Raw genomic sequence first — 17425 nt, 5'->3', positions numbered from 1 at the left:
CCTGCAGTACGACCCGCATGGTCTGAAAGCGGCAAACGCCCGGCCTGGCGGATGCCGGACCGGGCGTTGCGTTTAGAGTCCAGGGTGAGCGCAGGCATTTTCATGCAACGACCCACCATGGCTCCTACAGCTCGCGACTTAAAGGCTGCGAGCCACTTGGACCTTCTCGAAGACTTCGATCTTGTCACCGACCTTGACGTCGTTGTAGCTCTTGACGCCGATACCGCATTCCATGCCGGCACGCACTTCGGACGCGTCATCCTTGAAGCGGCGCAGGGATTCCAGCTCGCCTTCAAAGATAACGATGTCTTCGCGCAGTACGCGGATTGGACGGTTACGGTGAACAACACCTTCGATGACCATGCAACCTGCGATCGCACCGAACTTCGGCGAACGGAACACGTCACGCACTTCGGCGATACCCAGGATGTTCTCCCGGACGTCGCTGCCAAGCATGCCGGTGAGGGCTTTCTTGACGTCTTCGATGATGTCGTAGATCACGTTGTAGTAACGCATATCCAGGCCTTCCTGCTCGACGATCTTGCGAGCGCCGGCATCGGCACGCACGTTGAAGCCGAACAGTACAGCGTTGGAAGCCAGTGCCAGGTTGGCGTCGGACTCGGTGATACCACCGACACCGCCACCGACAACACGCACTTGCACTTCGTCGTTACCCAGGCCGTTCAAGGCGCCGTTCAACGCTTCCAGAGAACCGCGGACGTCGGATTTGAGGACGATGTTGAGCGTCTTCTTCTCTTCCTGACCCATGTTCTCGAAGATGTTTTCCAGCTTGCCGGCGTGAGCACGAGCCAGTTTGACCTCGCGGAACTTGCCTTGACGGAACAGAGCCACTTCACGGGCTTTCTTCTCGTCAGCCACAACGCTCATCTCGTCGCCAGCGTCCGGGGTACCGTCCAGGCCGAGGATCTCGACCGGGATGGAAGGACCGGCTTCCTTGATGGACTTGCCGTTCTCGTCGAGCATGGCACGTACACGGCCGTAGTTCGAACCGACCAGGACCATGTCGCCCTGACGCAGCGTACCGTCCTGAACCAGAACAGTAGCCACCGGGCCACGGCCCTTGTCCAGACGCGATTCAACGACCACACCACGGCCAGGGGCCGAAGGAGTAGCGGTCAGTTCCAGAACTTCGGCTTGCAGCAATACGGCTTCGAGCAGTTCGTCGACACCGGTACCCATCTTCGCCGAGACCGGTACGAATGGCGTGTCACCACCCCACTCTTCCGAGGTCACGCCGTGGACCGACAGTTCGCTGCGGATGCGATCGAGATCGGCGCCCGGCTTGTCGATCTTGTTCACTGCAACGACCAGCGGAACACCGGCGGCCTTGGCATGCTGAACAGCTTCGATGGTCTGCGGCATCACGCCGTCGTCCGCCGCAACCACCAGGATCACGATGTCGGTCGCCTTGGCACCACGGGCACGCATTGCGGTAAACGCAGCGTGACCAGGGGTGTCGAGGAACGTCACCATGCCACGGTCGGTTTCGACGTGGTATGCGCCGATGTGCTGGGTGATACCACCGGCTTCGCCAGCAGCTACCTTGGCACGACGGATGTAGTCGAGCAGGGAAGTCTTACCGTGGTCAACGTGGCCCATTACGGTCACGACTGGAGCACGGGAAACTGCCTCACCTTCAAACTTCAGGGACTCGGCCAGGGAATCTTCCAGGGCGGTGTCGCTGACCAGGGTCACTTTGTGGCCCAGCTCCTCGGCAACCAGCTGAGCAGTTTCCTGATCGAGCACCTGGTTGATGGTCGCTGGCGTACCCAGTTTGAACATGAACTTGATGATTTCAGCAGCCTTGACCGACATCTGCTGGGCCAGATCGCCCACAGTGATGGTCTCGCCGATCTTCACTTCACGCACGACAGGGCCGGTTGGGCTCTGGAAACCGTGAGCGTTGCGTTTCTTCAGCTTGGCCTTGCCACGACCGCCACGACGGAAGCTGTCGCTTTCTTCGTCGGTGGTACGAGGCGCAACACGCGGAGCCGGAGCCTTTTCCTTGACCGAAGCGCGGTGCGGGGCGTTCTTGCGATCACCGTCGCTGCTGCCACGACGGTTGTCGTCGGCACGCGGCTTGTCAGGGCGACGCGGTTCGTCACGCTTGCGCGCATCGACAGCAGGAGCTGCGGGTGCGTCGATTGCCGAATTGGCAATTGCTTCCAGAACCGGAGCCGCCGATACAGCAGGAGCCGCTTCCTGGACAGGAGCAGCAACAGCTGGAGCGGACGAATCCTGAGCAGCAGCCGGCTGGCGACGCGCTTCTTCTTCGGCGCGACGCTTGCTTTCTTCTTCAGCCTTCTGACGCGCAGCATTCTCTACTGCACGGCGCTCTTCCTGCTCACGCTTGCGCTCAGCCTCGATTTCCTCGGGGCTGCGCTGTACGAAAACTTTCTTCTTGCGCACTTCAACGCTGATGCTCTTGCTGCCAGCAACGCGCAGGGTGCTGGTGGTCTTGCGCTGCAAGGTAATCTTGCGAGGCTCTTCCACCTTGGCCTTGTGACCGCTTTTCAAATGCGTCAACAGGGCTTGTTTCTCGTTATCGGTCACAACTTGCTCGGCGGCGGTGTGCGGCAGACCTGCCTCACGCATCTGCTGTAACAGGCGCTCTACCGGTGTGTCGACCACTTTGGCCAGTTCTTTCACCGTGACTTGCGTCATGCACTTCTCTCCTCAGGCCGCGCCTACTTACTCGAACCAGTGGGCTCGGGCGGCCATGATCAACTTGCCGGCACGATCATCGTCAATGCCGTCGATGTCGAGCAGGTCATCAATAGACTGCTCGGCCAGGTCTTCGCGGGTAATTACGCCGCGCACCGCCAGTTCCATCGCCAAATCCTTGTCCATACCCTCAAGCGAGAGCAGGTCTTCGGCCGGATGGGCGTCTGCCAGCTTTTCCTCAGTAGCGATAGCTTTGGTCAACAAACGATCCTTGGCACGAGCACGAAGCTCGTTGACGGTATCTTCGTCAAAGCCGTCGATGTTGAGCATTTCTTCCACCGGTACGTAGGCAATCTCTTCCAGGCTGGTGAAGCCTTCGTCGACCAGCACCTGTGCCAGATCTTCGTCGACTTCCAGCTCGTCGATGAAGTTGCGCAGGATGTCGCCGGTTTCCGCTTGTTGCTTAGCCTGGATGTCCGATTCGGTCATCACGTTCAGGGTCCAGCCGGTCAACTGACTGGCCAGACGCACGTTCTGACCGCCACGGCCGATCGCCTGGGCCAGATTGTCCGCGCCGACGGCGATGTCCATTGCATGGGCATCCTCATCGACGATGATTGCCGCGACTTCAGCGGGCGACATGGCGTTGATGACGAACTGCGCAGGGTTATCGTCCCAAAGAACGATGTCCACACGCTCGCCACCCAGCTCACCCGATACAGCCTGAACACGCGAACCGCGCATGCCGATACAGGCACCTTGCGGATCGATACGCTTGTCCTTGGAACGGACAGCGATTTTTGCACGAGAGCCCGGATCACGGGAGGCAGCCATCACCTCGATCAGGCCTTCGGCGATTTCCGGTACTTCAATGCGGAACAGCTCGATGAGCATTTCCGGAGCCGTACGCGAGAGGATCAACTGCGGACCACGGTTCTCGGTGCGGATTTCCTTGAGCAGGGCACGAACGCGAACACCGACGCGGAAAGTCTCCCGCGAAATGATGTCCTCACGTGCCAGCAGCGCTTCGGCGTTATTCCCCAGGTCAACGATCACGTTGTCACGGGTGACCTTCTTGACCGTACCGGAGATGATTTCACCCAGACGCTCGCGATAGGCGTCCACGACCTGGGCACGCTCGGCCTCACGCACTTTCTGCACGATAACTTGCTTGGCAGTCTGCGCAGCAATACGGCCGAACTCGATGGATTCGATCTTTTCTTCTACTACATCGCCGACTTTCGCGCCGGGATGAGTCAGTGCAACCTTGCTCGGCCAGGTTTCGATAGCCGGATCATCAAGGTCGTCTTCTTCAACAACGGTCCACAGACGGAACGTTTCGTAGTTACCGGTCTGGCGATTGATTTCCACACGCAGTTCTACTTCATCTTCAAAGCGCTTCTTGGTAGCCGTGGCCAAAGCCAGCTCCAGCGCTTCAAAAATCACACCGGCCGGTACGCCCTTTTCATTGGATACCGACTCAACAACCAGCAGTACTTCTTTGCTCATCGTACGCCTCGCCTTTCGCAAGCCATTGGATCCGCGGGATCCGCAGTATCTGGCACGCCTCAGTCAAACTTGGGAATAATGTTGGCTTTGTCGATCCCGTCGATCGGCAACAGGAATTCATGGTCATCCACCTGCACCACGACATCCTGCTCCTCCACCCCGCGGAGAAGGCCCTGAAAATTGCGTCGGCCTTCGAAAGGCGAGCGCAACTTTATCTTCACTTGTTCCCCGGCGTGCGCAGCAAACTGTTCGATTGTGAACAGTGGGCGTTCCATGCCAGGTGAAGACACTTCAAGCGTATATTCAACAGCGATAGGGTCTTCAACATCGAGAACCCCGCTGACCTGGCGACTGACAATTGCGCAGTCATCAACCAGAACGCCGCCTTCTTTATCGATATAAATACGCAACATTGAGTGGCGACCTTGAGCCGTAAACTCAATACCCCAGCATTCATAGCCCAGGGCCACGACCACCGGGGCCAGCAAGGCCTGCAACTCTTCTAGCTTGCTCGACACTTGAACCCCCTCGTGCATGCTTTAAAAATAAAAAAATGGGCGAAACGCCCATCCATGAGAACGCTGTCAAAGCAGCGTTATAGACTGTCCAGCTAACAAAAAGCCCCTTTAGAAAGGGGCTCCGCTAGAACTGGTTGCGGGGGCTGGATTTGAACCAACGACCTTCGGGTTATGAGCCCGACGAGCTACCAGACTGCTCCACCCCGCGACAAAGCTGGGGCGGAAGTATACGACTGATCCCTTTCAGGGTCAATCGAACATCCCACCTGCAAGAAAGCCCGCTAATGCGGGCTCTCCTGATAATTGGTACCGAGAAGGGGACTCGAACCCCTACACCCTATGGGCACAACCACCTCAAGGTTGCGTGTCTACCAATTCCACCACCTCGGCAATACAACTCTTTTGGCAGCCTCTACAACACTGCCCGATACTGCGTGTTACTTCTGCTCTGGAGCCTGAGGTACATCAGCCGGAGTTACCGCTGGCTTCTGTTGCCCTTCGAGCACTGGCACATCATCTGCTGCCGGCTTTTTCTTCACTTCCAACACTGCTGGATCTGGCAAACCTACCTGAGTCAGCTGGTGAGCTTTCTCTTTAGCAAAGTAACCTAAACCCAAGCTGGTTATGAAGAAACAGGCGGCTAGTATAGCAGTAAGTTTACTAAGAAAGGTAGAGGAACCTTGGCTTCCGAATACAGTATTTGATGCACCTGCTCCGAAAGACGCACCGGCGTCCGCACCTTTACCCTGCTGCAGCAACACCAGAACAACAACGCCCAGAGCGCCCAACAGATGAAAAACGACTACGACTGTTTCCAGCATTTTTTCAGTTTCCCGCGGCGCGACAAATCGCACCGAACTCATCTGCATTCAGGGAAGCTCCACCAATGAGCCCCCCATCGATATCCGGCATGCTGAACAGTTCGGCCGCATTGGCCGCCTTCACGCTGCCGCCATAAAGAAGGCGCACGCCTTGTGCGACTTCGGCATTCTCTTTCGCCAACTGCGCACGAATAGCTGCGTGCACATCCTGCGCTTGTTGCGGCGAAGCCGTCAGTCCGGTGCCAATGGCCCAGACCGGTTCATAAGCAATCACTGCATTTACAAATGCATCAACGCCCAGTTCTTCTATGATGCTGTCCAGCTGACGCCCGACGATCTCGAGTGTCTTGCCTGCTTCACGCTCTTCGAGGGTTTCCCCTACACAGAGCACAGGCGTCAGGCCACTAGCCTGAGCTGCCGCGAACTTGCGGCTAAGGACCTCATCACGTTCACCCAGAAGCTGACGACGCTCCGAGTGACCCACGAGAACCAGCTTGCAACCGACTTCAGCGAACTGCGCCGGCGAAACCTCGCCGGTCAAGGCACCTTGCGCAGCCTGGGTTGCAGAGTTCTGCGCACCCACGGCAATCGACGTACCTTGCAGAGCATCGATCACCTGAGTGACATACAAGCTCGGCGGAAAAACCGCTACTTCAACATCACCGGGCAGTGCCTGAGCACTAAGGCCCTGTATCAGCTCAGCGACGCTGGAGCGGGTACCGTGCATTTTCCAGTTACCAGCTACCATTGGGCGACGCATGCTGCACCCCGTCAGTCAAAGTGGGCGCAGATGTTACCCAACAGTTTCAACACTGGCAAGCCGAAATCAGGCGCAAACTTCTGCAACCAGTTTTGCCAGCTCTTCGGCGTAGCCGGTAACCTGCGTTTCGTCTTCGCCCTCGACCATCACCCGCACCAGTGGCTCGGTGCCCGACTTGCGCAGCAAGACCCGACCACGACCACCCATGGCCGCCGTGACACGCGCACAAGCCTCGGTGACAGCCGGATGGCTGACAGGATCGACACCACCCGCGAAGCGCACATTGATCAGCACCTGCGGGCACTTGCGCAGGGCCTGACGCGACTGGGCCAGGCTTTCGCCACGACGGCGCAGGGCCAGCAATACCTGCAACGCCGCAATGATCGCATCGCCAGTCGTCGTATTTTGCAGACACACCACGTGACCGGAGTTCTCGCCGCCGACCTGCCAGTTGCGCTCCAACAGCTCGGCAATCACGTAGCGGTCGCCAACATTGGCGCGCACGAATGGAATGTTCAGCTCGGCCAGGGCCAGTTCGAGACCCAGGTTGCTCATCAGCGTACCCACCACCCCGCCCTGCAGGTGCCCACGCTCCTGCAGATCGCGAGCGATGATGAACAGCAGATCATCACCATCGACAATGGCACCGGTGTGATCGACCATCAGTACCCGATCGCCGTCACCGTCGAAGCCAATGCCCAGATCCGCGCCCTCAGCCAGTACCGCTGCCTGCAACGCACCCATGTGGGTCGAACCACAGTTTTCGTTGATGTTCAGGCCATTGGGCTGAGCCGACAGTACCGTGACCTGGGCACCCAGCTCGCGGAACACATTGGGCGCCACCTTGTAGGTCGCACCGTGGGCACAGTCGATGACCAGGCGCAACCCGGCGAAGTCGGTGCTGGTCGGCACGCTGCTCTTGCAGAACTCGATATAGCGCCCTGCAGCGTCGTTGATCCGCGAGACCTTGCCGAGCTTCTCTGACTCGACCACGGTCATGGGCGTGTCGAGCAACTCTTCAATCATCATCTCGATCTCGTCCGGCAGCTTGGTGCCCTGGCCGGAAAAGAATTTGATGCCGTTATCGTAGTGCGGGTTATGCGAAGCGCTGATCACAATGCCAGCTTCGGCATGGAAGGTCCGCGTCAGGTAGGCGATGGCCGGCGTGGGCATCGGGCCCAGCAGCATGACATCGGCACCGGCAGCAGAAAGACCGGCCTCCAGAGCGGATTCGAACATGTAACCGGAGATCCGCGTGTCTTTACCGACCAGAATCCGGCAGGCGCCAAGACGGCGAAAAGCCATGCCAGCAGCCCAACCGAGGCGCAGCATGAAGTCAGGCGTAATCGGAAATTGCCCGACGCGACCGCGAATACCGTCGGTCCCGAAATATTTTTTAGTTGTCATGAATGCTCCATCTTTCTATTCAGCTGACTCGACAGCGGCAATCATCCGCACAACGTCAATCGTTTCGGCGACATCATGCACGCGCAGGATCCGCGCACCCTTGACCATCGCCAATGCGGCGAGGGCCAGGCCGCCGTACAGGCGCTCGCCAACCGCACGCCCCAGAACCCCACCAATCATACTTTTGCGCGAGACACCGACCAGCAGTGGCCGACCCAGTGCATTAAGGGCCTCCATATGCTTGAACAGGCTCAGGTTGTGATCCAGGCTCTTGGCAAAGCCAAAGCCGGGATCGAGGATAATGCGCTCGGCAGGTATTCCCACCGTCGCACAGGCATCCATGCGCTCAACGAGAAACGCCGTGACCTCACCGAGCAGATCCTGATAGTGCGGATCATCCTGCATATTTCCCGGCTCACCGAGCATGTGCATGAGACACACCGGCAGACCGGTTGCCGCCGCAGCATCAAGGGCGCCATCGCGGCGCAGGGAGCGCACATCGTTGATCAGCCCTGCGCCCAACCGTGCCGACTCGCGGATCACCGCTGGCGTGGAGGTGTCGACGGAGATGATTACATCCAGCTCGCGGTTCAACGCCTCGACCACCGGCGCAACCCGTTCCAGCTCTTCCAGCGGAGAAACCGCACGGGCACCCGGGCGCGTCGACTCACCGCCGACATCGATCAGGGTAGCCCCGGCCGCGACCATGGCTTCAGCATGGCGCAAAGCCGCATCAAGCTGACTGAAGCGACCACCATCGGAAAAGGAATCAGGCGTGGCGTTAAGGATGCCCATCACGTGGGTGCGGGACAAATCAAGAACCCGGTTGCCGCAAGGCAACCGGGTTGGGTGAAACACTGAAGTCATGTCAGACCTTAATGTTCAGCGGCAGGGCCACCGATTGGCGTTTCTGGGCGCGGATCCACTGGTGGCAGCGGTGTACCGGAAGTGCCCGAACCACCGCCTTCCCAGTCACGTGGCTCACGTGGCGGGCGGCCAGCCATGATGTCGTCGATCTGATCGGCATCAATGGTTTCGTACTTCATCAGGGCATCAGCCATGGCTTCAAGCTTGTCGCGGCCTTCAGTCAGGATCTGCTTGGCGGTGCTGTAGCACTGGTCGATGATCAAGCGTACTTCAGAGTCGATCAGCTTGGCGGTTTCGCCAGAGAAACTGGAGTTCTGGCTACCGCCGCGCCCCAGGAAGCCCGAGTCTTCGTCTTCGGCATACATCAGCGGACCGAGTTTTTCCGACAGTCCCCACTTGGTCACCATGTTCCGCGCAATCTGGCTGGCACGCATGATGTCGTTGGAAGCACCGGTGGTAACTCCGTCAAACCCAAGCGTCATCTCTTCGGCGATACGACCACCATAAAGCGAGCAAATCTGGCTGATCAGCGCACGCTTGGACAGGCTGTAACGATCCTCTTCCGGCAGGAACATGGTCACACCCAGGGCACGGCCGCGGGGAATGATCGATACCTTGTAAACCGGATCATGCTCAGGCACGAGGCGACCTACGATGGCATGGCCCGCTTCATGATAGGCGGTGTTACGTTTTTCCTTATCGGACATGACCATGGATTTGCGCTCGGCGCCCATCATGATCTTGTCCTTGGCCAGCTCGAATTCCTTCATTTCAACAATACGCTTGCCGGAGCGAGCGGCGAACAGCGAGGCCTCGTTGACCAGGTTGGCCAGGTCGGCACCGGAGAAGCCAGGCGTACCACGGGCGATAACACCCGGATTAACGTCTTCGCCCATTGGCACCTTGCGCATGTGAACCTTGAGAATCTGCTCGCGGCCACGGATATCCGGCAGACCGACGACAACCTGACGGTCGAAACGGCCCGGACGCAGCAATGCGGGGTCGAGTACGTCCGGACGGTTGGTCGCGGCGATGACGATGATGCCGTCATTCATTTCAAAGCCGTCCATCTCGACCAGCAACTGGTTGAGAGTCTGCTCGCGCTCGTCGTGACCACCACCCATGCCGTTGCCACGATGGCGACCGACGGCATCGATTTCGTCGATGAAGATGATGCACGGAGCGTGTTTCTTGGCCTGTTCGAACATGTCACGAACGCGGCTTGCGCCGACACCCACGAACATTTCAACGAAATCGGAACCGGAGATAGTGAAGAACGGCACCTTGGCTTCACCGGCGATCGCCTTGGCGATCAGGGTCTTACCTGTACCAGGTGGCCCCACCATCAGCACGCCGCGGGGAATGCGACCGCCCAGACGCTGGAATTTGCCCGGATCACGGAGGAATTCGACCAGTTCGCCGACTTCTTCCTTGGCTTCGTCGCAACCGGCAACGTCAGCCAGGGTGGTCTTGACCTGATCTTCGGAGAGCAGGCGTGCCTTGCTCTTGCCGAAACTCATCGGCCCGCCCTTGCCTCCCGCACCACCTTGCATCTGGCGCATGAAGAACATGAACACGGCAATGATGACCAGAATCGGGAAACTGGCGACCAGCAGTTGCGTCCAGATGCTTTGCTGCTCTGGTTGCTTGCCTTCGATCACGACGTTGTTGTCGACCAGGTCACCGATCAGACCGTTGTCCTGAATCGCCGGACGAATGGTCTTGAAGGTGTCGCCGTCGCTGCGTTTGCCCGTGATGACGTAGCCGTCCACGGCAACTTTCTCGACCTTGCCATCCTTGACCTGCTGGATGAATTCGGAATAGTTGAGGGTCTGCGGCTCGTTAGGGCTGGAGAAGTTGTTCATCACCGTCACCAGGACTGCCGCGATGATCAACCACAGGATCAAGTTCTTTGCCATGTCGTTCAATTAGCTACCCTCTGAAGCAAGCTCCACGCAGCAAGCGTGCCTCGCATGATATTCACCGGCCTAACTTACTACAGAACCCACAGATGTGGCAGGCACCGTCTGTAACCCTTTGTGAAACATTTGACCGTAAGATGCTCGTACAGTGTCATCCAGAGGGCTATTAGATTATACCTATCACCCTGCTTCAAAAACGCTCGACACTCTCCGAACCCTCTACCCCACGAAAGCCGCGGGCCAGCAGATACTGCTCCCGGGAGCGATCGCGCGAAGACAACGGCTTGCGCATCTGAACCTTGTCGAACAGCTTGCGAATGTCCTTGTGATAGACATCAAAGCCTTCACCCTGGAAGACCTTGATCAGAAAATCACCACCCGGGCGCAGAACACGGCCTGCGAGATCCAGTGCCAATTCACACAGGAACATTGCGCGTGGCATATCCACAGCGCTCAATCCACTCATATTGGGGGCCATATCGGAAATCACAAGGTCTACCTGTGTATTACCGACAGCGTCGAGGATTTGTGCAAGCACGGCGTCCTCGGTGAAATCGCCCTTAATGAAGGTCACGTCAGGGATGCTGTCCATATCCAGGATATCGGACGCGATCAGTCGCCCCTGACCACCAATCAGACGACTGGTCACCTGAGACCAGCCACCCGGCGCGGCGCCGAGATCGATCACGGTCATGCCTGGACGGATGATCTTGTCCTTTTCCTGGATCTCCAGCAGCTTGTAGCTGGCACGGGAGCGATACCCGTCTTTTTGCGCCATTTTGACGTACGGGTCGTCAAAGTGTTCTTTGAGCCAGTTATGGCTTGTCTTGGATCGGGCCACGGGGCACCTCGAAAATAACGAGTCGTGATTAACTTGGGCGGCCCCGGACTCGCTCGGGTAAACTGGCCGCCGTTTTTACAAGATCAGACACAGAGGTCAGATTATGCCGCTCACTCCGGAGCAGAAGAAACAGTACAAATCCATTGGTCACCATCTGAAACCGGTATTGATCGTGGCGGACAATGGTTTGACTGAAGGTGTTTTGGCCGAACTTGAACGCGCACTGGGCGATCACGAGCTGATCAAGATCAAGCTCAATATCCTTGACCGCGAAAGCCGCCTGGCGACCATCGCCGAGCTGTGCAAGACAGGCAAGGCGGATCTGGTGCAAGTCATCGGCAAGATGGCGTTGATCTATCGCAAGAACCCCAAGGTCAACAAGCAACTGTCCAACATCCACCGTTTCAACTGATATACATGAAGAACAGGGCCGCCATCAGCGTGCCCTGCCATTCCTTCCCGGTACCGGTTGCACAACCAGCAACAACCCGGCCAGCCCCAATACCAGATAACTCAATAACTGCCAGTGCACAGCCTCCGGCAGCCAGTGTCTGAGCATGTAATAGCCCGCTGCAGCCAGCAGTGCGATAGACAACAGCTGGCCACGCAGATCACACCACAGGCTCGACAGCCGTTCGACCTTGATCAGAACGGCAATCTGCAACAGCACACACCCGCCGGCAAACCCCACCAGCAGACCACCGGACAGATTGGCGAACTCGTCGATCAACAACGGCGCCAGGCCTGTCTGGTCCATTACCGCCAGCGTCGCCAGATGCAGCAAAACCAGGCCACCCACCCAAAGTGTCTGGGTGAGCTGCCAGATAATGGCGCCCGCTGGAAACGGGCGGCCAAGGTCAAATGTGGCGGACTTCGACAATCTCGTACTCGATCACACCGCTCGGTGTCTTGACGGCAACCACATCACCTTCTTCCTTGGCGATGAGGGCACGGGCGATAGGCGAACCTACCGAGATCTTGCCGAGCTTGATATCAGCCTCGTCTTCACCAACGATCTGGTAGGTCACGCTTTCGTCGGTTTCGACGTTGGCGATCTCTACAGTCGTACCGAAGATCACCTTGCCGGTGTGCGGGATGGTCGTCACGTCGATGATCACAGCGTTCTGCATACGACCTTCGATGTCACGAATCCGCGCCTCGACCATACCCTGCTGCTCGCGGGCAGCATGGTATTCGGCGTTTTCCTTGAGGTCGCCCAGCTCACGCGCAGTGCCGATATCGGAACTGAGCTTGGGACGCACGACCTTGGTCAGGTGAGTGTGTTCTTCTTCCAGGGCGCGAGCGCCCTGAACGGTCATTGGGTACTTGGTTATGCTCATGCCTTCAATCCTGCATGTAGATCCTGCAAGCGACGCACGGTCTTTTCCGGACCGAACTTGAGCGCTTCGCAGATGGCCTCGCCCGCAGCAATGGTAGTGGTGCAGTAAATCTTGTGCTGCAGGGCATTACGACGGATGGAATAGGAATCGGCGATCGACTGGCGACCTTCGGTAGTGTTGATGATCAGGGTGACTTCGTCATTCTTGATCATGTCGACCACGTGCGGACGGCCTTCTGTCACCTTGTTCACGCGACGGACCTTCAGGCCCGCTTCTTCGATCAGGCGCGCGGTACCAGCGGTAGCGACAATTTCGAAGCCCAGACTGATCAGGTCGCGAGCGACACCGGCAACCAGTGGCTTGTCATCGTCACGCACGCTGATGAATGCAGTACCGCCGGTCGGCAGCACTTCACTGGCGCCCATCTGGGCCTTGGCGAACGCTTCACCGAAGCTGTCGCCCACGCCCATGACTTCACCGGTGGACTTCATCTCCGGGCCAAGAATCGGGTCGACGCCCGGGAACTTGGCGAACGGGAACACCGCTTCCTTGACGCTATAGAAGTTCGGGATGATTTCCTTGGTGAAGTTCAGCTCCTTCAGGGTCTTGCCGGCCATGACACGGGCCGCGACCATCGCCAGGGAAACACCGATGCACTTGGACACGAACGGCACGGTCCGGGAAGCGCGCGGGTTGACTTCGATGACGTAGATATCCTCGCCCTGCAGGGCCAGCTGTACGTTCATCAGGCCGACCACGCCCAGTTCCAGGGCCATTTTCTTGACCTGTTCGCGCATCTCGTCCTGGATGTGCGCTGGCAGCGAGTACGGCGGCAACGAGCACGCGGAGTCACCGGAGTGAACGCCCGCCTGTTCGATGTGCTGCATGATCGCGCCGATCACCACGTCGGTGCCGTCGCTGACCGCATCCACGTCCATTTCGATGGCGCAGTTGAGGAAGTGGTCCAGCAGCACCGGGCTGTCGTTGGACACTTGCACCGCCTCACGCAGGTAGCGCTTGAGTTCTTCTTCCTCGTAGACGATTTCCATCGCCCGGCCGCCCAGTACATAGGACGGACGCACGACCAGCGGGTAGCCGATCTTGCTGGCAGCGCGAATCGCTTCGTCTTCGCTGCGCACGGTGGCATTTGGCGGCTGACGCAGGTTCAGGCGCTCGACCATCTGCTGGAAGCGCTCGCGGTCTTCGGCACGGTCGATGGCATCAGGGCTGGTACCGATGATCGGCACGCCGGCAGCTTCCAGGGCACGGGCCAGTTTCAGCGGAGTCTGGCCGCCGTACTGGACGATGACACCGTGGGGCTTCTCGACGCGGACGATTTCCAGCACGTCTTCCAGGGTAACCGGCTCGAAGTACAGGCGATCAGAGGTGTCGTAGTCGGTGGAAACGGTTTCCGGGTTGCAGTTGACCATGATGGTCTCGTAACCGTCTTCGCGCAGGGCGAGGGCAGCATGGACGCAGCAGTAGTCGAACTCGATACCCTGGCCGATGCGGTTGGGACCGCCACCGAGGATCATGATTTTCTTGCGATCCGACGGCGCAGCTTCGCACTCTTCCTCGTAGGTCGAGTACAGGTAGGCGGTATCGGTGGCGAACTCGGCGGCGCAGGTGTCGACGCGCTTGTAGACCGGGAACACTTCAAGCTTGTGGCGATGCGTGCGCAGGTTCTTCTCGGTGACGCCCAGCAGCTTGGCCAGACGCGCATCGGAGAAGCCCTTGCGCTTGAGACGGTACATCAGGTCGCGATCGATGGCCGAAAGACCCAGGGTCTTGACCTTCTCTTCGTCCTTGATCAGATCTTCGATCTGTACCAGGAACCAAGGGTCGATCATGTTCATGCCGAAGATCTGCTCGACGGTCATGCCGGCACGGAAGGCGTCAGCCACGTACCAGATACGCTCGGCGCCCGGCACGGTCAGCTCGCGCTTGAGCACGCTCATGCTTTCCGGGTTGCTCAGGTCCAGTTTCGGATCGAGACCGCAGACGCCCACTTCCAGGCCACGCAGGGCTTTCTGCAGGGACTCCTGGAAGGTCCGGCCGATGGCCATGACTTCACCGACCGATTTCATCTGGGTGGTCAGGCGCGCATCGGCCTTGGAGAACTTCTCGAAGGCGAAACGTGGCAGCTTGGTCACGACGTAGTCGATGGACGGCTCGAAGGACGCCGGGGTCTTGCCGCCGGTGATTTCGTTTTGCAGCTCGTCGAGGGTGTAGCCGATTGCCAGCTTGGCGGCAACGCGGGCGATCGGGAAGCCGGTGGCTTTCGACGCCAGGGCCGACGAACGCGATACACGCGGGTTCATCTCGATCACGACCATGCGGCCGGTGTCCGGGCAGATGCCGAACTGAACGTTGGAACCACCGGTTTCCACGCCGATTTCACGCAGTACCGCCAGGGAGGCGTTCCGCATGATCTGGTATTCCTTGTCGGTCAGCGTCTGGGCTGGCGCAACAGTGATGGAGTCGCCGGTGTGGACGCCCATCGGGTCGAAGTTTTCGATGGAGCAGACGATGATGCAGTTGTCCTTTTTGTCGCGGACCACTTCCATCTCGTACTCTTTCCAGCCGATCAGCGATTCGTCGATCAGCAGTTCCTTGGTCGGCGACAGGTCCAGGCCACGGGTGCAGATTTCTTCGAACTCTTCACGGTTGTAGGCAATACCGCCGCCCGTGCCGCCCATGGTGAAGGATGGACGGATGATGCACGGGAAGCCCAGCTTTTCGAGAACCGCGTTGGCCTCTTCCATGGTGTGGGCGATACCCGAGCGCGGGCAGTCCAGGCCGATGGATTTCATGGCCTTGTCGAAACGCGAGCGGTCTTCGGCCTTGTCGATGGTGTCGGCATTGGCGCCGATCATTTCCACACCGAACTTCTCCAGAACGCCTTCGCGCTCCAGGTCCAGGGCGCAGTTCAGCGCGGTCTGGCCGCCCATGGTCGGCAGCAGCGCGTCCGGGCGCTCCTTCTCGATGATCTTGGCAACGGTCTGCCACTTGATCGGCTCGATGTAGGTGGCGTCGGCCATCGACGGGTCGGTCATGATGGTGGCCGGGTTGGAGTTCACCAGGATGACACGGTAACCCTCCTCGCGCAGGGCTTTACAGGCCTGGGCGCCGGAGTAGTCGAATTCACAGGCCTGGCCGATCACGATGGGGCCGGCGCCGAGAATCAGGATGCTTTTAATATCTGTACGTTTTGGCATGGGTTGTCACTCAAATCCGCAAGTCAGTCGGCAAGCCGTCTTGAATTTTCTTCTGAGGTGGCCGGGTTGTTCATCACCGAACAGCGTGTCGTTCGGGCCCGGCCATCTTCGCGCTACATTCTCAAGGCAACCGTCAGCGGCGCTTGGCCATGGCTTCGATAAAGCGATCAAACAGTGGCGCAACGTCGTTCGGGCCCGGGCTCGCTTCAGGGTGACCCTGGAAGCTGAACGCGCTCTTGTCGGTGCGCTCGATACCCTGCAGGGTGCCGTCGAACAGCGACTTGTGAATGGCGCGTACGTTGCCCGGCAGCGTGGACTCGTCCACCGCAAAACCGTGGTTCTGGCTGGTGATCATGACCACGCCCGTGTCCAGGTCCTGCACCGGGTGGTTGGCACCGTGGTGACCATGACCCATTTTCACAGTCTTGGCACCGGAGGCCAGGGCCAGCAGTTGGTGACCCAGGCAGATGCCGAAGACCGGGATCTCGGTTTCCAGGACTTCCTGGATCGCCTTGATCGCGTAGTCGCACGGCTCGGGATCACCAGGGCCGTTGGACAGGAACACGCCGTCCGGATTGAGGGCCAGCACGTCAGCCGCAGGCGTCTGCGCCGGGACCACGGTCAGGCGGCAGCCGCGCTCTACCAGCATGCGCAGGATATTGAGCTTGACGCCGTAGTCGTAGGCAACGACGTGGTACGGCAGCTCTGCATCAGCGATGTCAGGATGGCTGTCGGTTTTCAGGCTCCAGACGCTGGAGCGCCACTGGTAGCTCTCTTTGGTGCTGACTTCCTTTGCCAGGTCCATGCCCTTGAGACCCGGGAAGCCGCGCGCAGCGGCGATGGCCGCTTCTTCGGAAATGTTGTCACCGGCCAGGATGCAGCCGTTTTGTGCGCCTTTCTCACGCAGGATGCGGGTCAGGCGACGGGTGTCGATACCGGCGATGGCAACAACCTTGTTTGCCTTCAAGTAATCCCCGAGGGACATCTTGTTGCGCCAGTTGCTGGCTACCAGTGGCAGGTCACGGATGACCAGGCCGGCAGACCAGACGCGATCGGACTCGGCGTCTTCCGGCGTGGTGCCGGTGTTGCCGATGTGCGGGTAAGTCAGGGTAACGATTTGCTGGGCATAGGAAGGATCGGTAAGGATTTCCTGATAGCCGGTCATTGCGGTGTTGAACACCACCTCACCAACGGTTTGACCGTCGGCTCCAATGGCTTCGCCGCGAAAAATGCTGCCATCAGCAAGGGCAAGTATGGCTGGCTTAGTCAAGAAGACCTCCCGTAGTTAAAGCCTGAAAGGGCATTCGCAGGTTGCAAAAAAGCGGAATGACGTAATACGTCACCCCGCTTTCTTATAGAATCATCTGCGCGCTTTTAGTGGACACACTAAAGCTGTAGCTTACAGAAAAAGCCTGTTTTGGTCTACCGGAAAAGAGTCTCAAAGGCGGGGGAATGCGACAGGAAGACAGCTGCCCCTGATGCAGGCGAGGCAGGAGATAAATGCGAGGGTAGCTGCGGGGCGGTTGTGGGAGCGAAT

The 17425-nt window shown here is 58.8% G+C and carries 14 protein-coding genes and 2 tRNA genes; 1 reads left to right on the top strand and 15 read right to left on the bottom strand.

The features are described 5' to 3' along the window. Window positions 1-138 precede the first annotated feature (138 nt). The 11 genes from infB to rlmE form a co-directional block, all read right to left on the bottom strand. Entirely contained in the window at window positions 139-2685 is a 2547-nt protein-coding gene (infB, locus tag ACCD02_RS17075; protein ID WP_413304057.1) for a translation initiation factor IF-2, read from the bottom strand. A 27-nt stretch (window positions 2686-2712) separates the two neighbouring features. Next, entirely contained in the window at window positions 2713-4194 is a 1482-nt protein-coding gene (nusA, locus tag ACCD02_RS17070) for a transcription termination factor NusA (protein WP_413304054.1), read from the bottom strand. A gap of 59 nt (window positions 4195-4253) precedes the next feature. Then, a complete protein-coding gene (rimP, locus tag ACCD02_RS17065) occupies window positions 4254-4712 on the bottom strand; it encodes a ribosome maturation factor RimP (RefSeq protein ID WP_413304052.1) in 459 nt (152 codons plus the stop codon). A gap of 131 nt (window positions 4713-4843) precedes the next feature. Then, window positions 4844-4920, bottom strand: a tRNA-Met gene (locus ACCD02_RS17060). A gap of 96 nt (window positions 4921-5016) precedes the next feature. Beyond that, a tRNA-Leu gene (locus ACCD02_RS17055) sits at window positions 5017-5102 on the bottom strand. Between the two features lie 47 nt (window positions 5103-5149). Beyond that, entirely contained in the window at window positions 5150-5533 is a 384-nt protein-coding gene (secG, locus tag ACCD02_RS17050) for a preprotein translocase subunit SecG (RefSeq protein WP_413304161.1), read from the bottom strand. 4 nt (window positions 5534-5537) lie between these two features. Continuing rightward, window positions 5538-6293 carry a triose-phosphate isomerase gene (tpiA, locus tag ACCD02_RS17045; RefSeq protein ID WP_413304049.1) on the bottom strand — a complete coding sequence of 252 codons (756 nt, stop codon included), beginning with the start codon at window positions 6291-6293 and terminating at the stop codon, window positions 5538-5540. Window positions 6294-6359: 66 nt separating this feature from the next. Then, entirely contained in the window at window positions 6360-7700 is a 1341-nt protein-coding gene (gene glmM, locus ACCD02_RS17040) for a phosphoglucosamine mutase (RefSeq protein WP_413304047.1), read from the bottom strand. 15 nt (window positions 7701-7715) lie between these two features. Further along, the gene (gene folP / locus ACCD02_RS17035; protein WP_413304044.1) at window positions 7716-8567 is read right to left on the bottom strand and encodes a dihydropteroate synthase; all 852 of its coding nucleotides are present in this window, start codon (window positions 8565-8567) and stop codon (window positions 7716-7718) included. 8 nt (window positions 8568-8575) lie between these two features. Further along, window positions 8576-10486: an ATP-dependent zinc metalloprotease FtsH gene (gene ftsH, locus ACCD02_RS17030; RefSeq protein WP_413304041.1), complete on the bottom strand. Its 1911-nt coding sequence runs from the start codon at window positions 10484-10486 to the stop codon at window positions 8576-8578. Between the two features lie 193 nt (window positions 10487-10679). After that, window positions 10680-11330 carry a 23S rRNA (uridine(2552)-2'-O)-methyltransferase RlmE gene (rlmE, locus tag ACCD02_RS17025; protein WP_413304039.1) on the bottom strand — a complete coding sequence of 217 codons (651 nt, stop codon included), beginning with the start codon at window positions 11328-11330 and terminating at the stop codon, window positions 10680-10682. Between the two features lie 103 nt (window positions 11331-11433). Between rlmE and ACCD02_RS17020 the strand changes: the two genes are divergently transcribed. After that, window positions 11434-11742, top strand: coding sequence for a YhbY family RNA-binding protein (locus ACCD02_RS17020; protein ID WP_413304037.1), 309 nt, complete (start codon window positions 11434-11436; stop codon window positions 11740-11742). Window positions 11743-11766: 24 nt separating this feature from the next. Here ACCD02_RS17020 and ACCD02_RS17015 read toward each other — a convergent pair whose 3' ends face one another. The 4 genes from ACCD02_RS17015 to carA form a co-directional block, all read right to left on the bottom strand. Beyond that, window positions 11767-12210, bottom strand: a complete 444-nt coding sequence (locus tag ACCD02_RS17015; RefSeq protein ID WP_413304035.1) for an MFS transporter — start codon at window positions 12208-12210, stop codon at window positions 11767-11769. Further along, a complete protein-coding gene (gene greA, locus ACCD02_RS17010) occupies window positions 12188-12664 on the bottom strand; it encodes a transcription elongation factor GreA (protein WP_413304158.1) in 477 nt (158 codons plus the stop codon). The genes ACCD02_RS17015 and greA overlap by 23 nt, the downstream gene beginning before the upstream one ends. 2 nt (window positions 12665-12666) lie before the next feature. Continuing rightward, window positions 12667-15888, bottom strand: a complete 3222-nt coding sequence (gene carB / locus ACCD02_RS17005) for a carbamoyl-phosphate synthase large subunit (protein WP_413304032.1) — start codon at window positions 15886-15888, stop codon at window positions 12667-12669. Between the two features lie 133 nt (window positions 15889-16021). After that, the gene (gene carA, locus ACCD02_RS17000; protein WP_413304030.1) at window positions 16022-17158 is read right to left on the bottom strand and encodes a glutamine-hydrolyzing carbamoyl-phosphate synthase small subunit; all 1137 of its coding nucleotides are present in this window, start codon (window positions 17156-17158) and stop codon (window positions 16022-16024) included. Window positions 17159-17425: the final 267 nt, after the last annotated feature.

The sequence above is a fragment of the Pseudomonas sp. Pseusp88 genome (assembly GCF_047303955.1).
Lineage (GTDB): Bacteria > Pseudomonadota > Gammaproteobacteria > Pseudomonadales > Pseudomonadaceae > Aquipseudomonas.
This window is presented reverse-complemented; position numbering and strand designations above follow the sequence as displayed.

Excerpts from the sequence above, each read along its gene's own strand:
- infB (WP_413304057.1), bottom strand. The coding sequence starts at position 2,685 with ATGACGCAAGTCACGGTGAAAGAACTGGCCAAAGTGGTCGACACACCG.
- nusA (WP_413304054.1), bottom strand. The coding sequence starts at position 4,194 with ATGAGCAAAGAAGTACTGCTGGTTGTTGAGTCGGTATCCAATGAAAAG.
- secG (WP_413304161.1), bottom strand. The coding sequence starts at position 5,533 with ATGCTGGAAACAGTCGTAGTCGTTTTTCATCTGTTGGGCGCTCTGGGC.
- tpiA (WP_413304049.1), bottom strand. The coding sequence starts at position 6,293 with ATGCGTCGCCCAATGGTAGCTGGTAACTGGAAAATGCACGGTACCCGC.
- glmM (WP_413304047.1), bottom strand. The coding sequence starts at position 7,700 with ATGACAACTAAAAAATATTTCGGGACCGACGGTATTCGCGGTCGCGTC.
- folP (WP_413304044.1), bottom strand. The coding sequence starts at position 8,567 with ATGACTTCAGTGTTTCACCCAACCCGGTTGCCTTGCGGCAACCGGGTT.
- ftsH (WP_413304041.1), bottom strand. The coding sequence starts at position 10,486 with ATGGCAAAGAACTTGATCCTGTGGTTGATCATCGCGGCAGTCCTGGTG.
- ACCD02_RS17020 (WP_413304037.1), top strand. The coding sequence starts at position 11,434 with ATGCCGCTCACTCCGGAGCAGAAGAAACAGTACAAATCCATTGGTCAC.
- carB (WP_413304032.1), bottom strand. The coding sequence starts at position 15,888 with ATGCCAAAACGTACAGATATTAAAAGCATCCTGATTCTCGGCGCCGGC.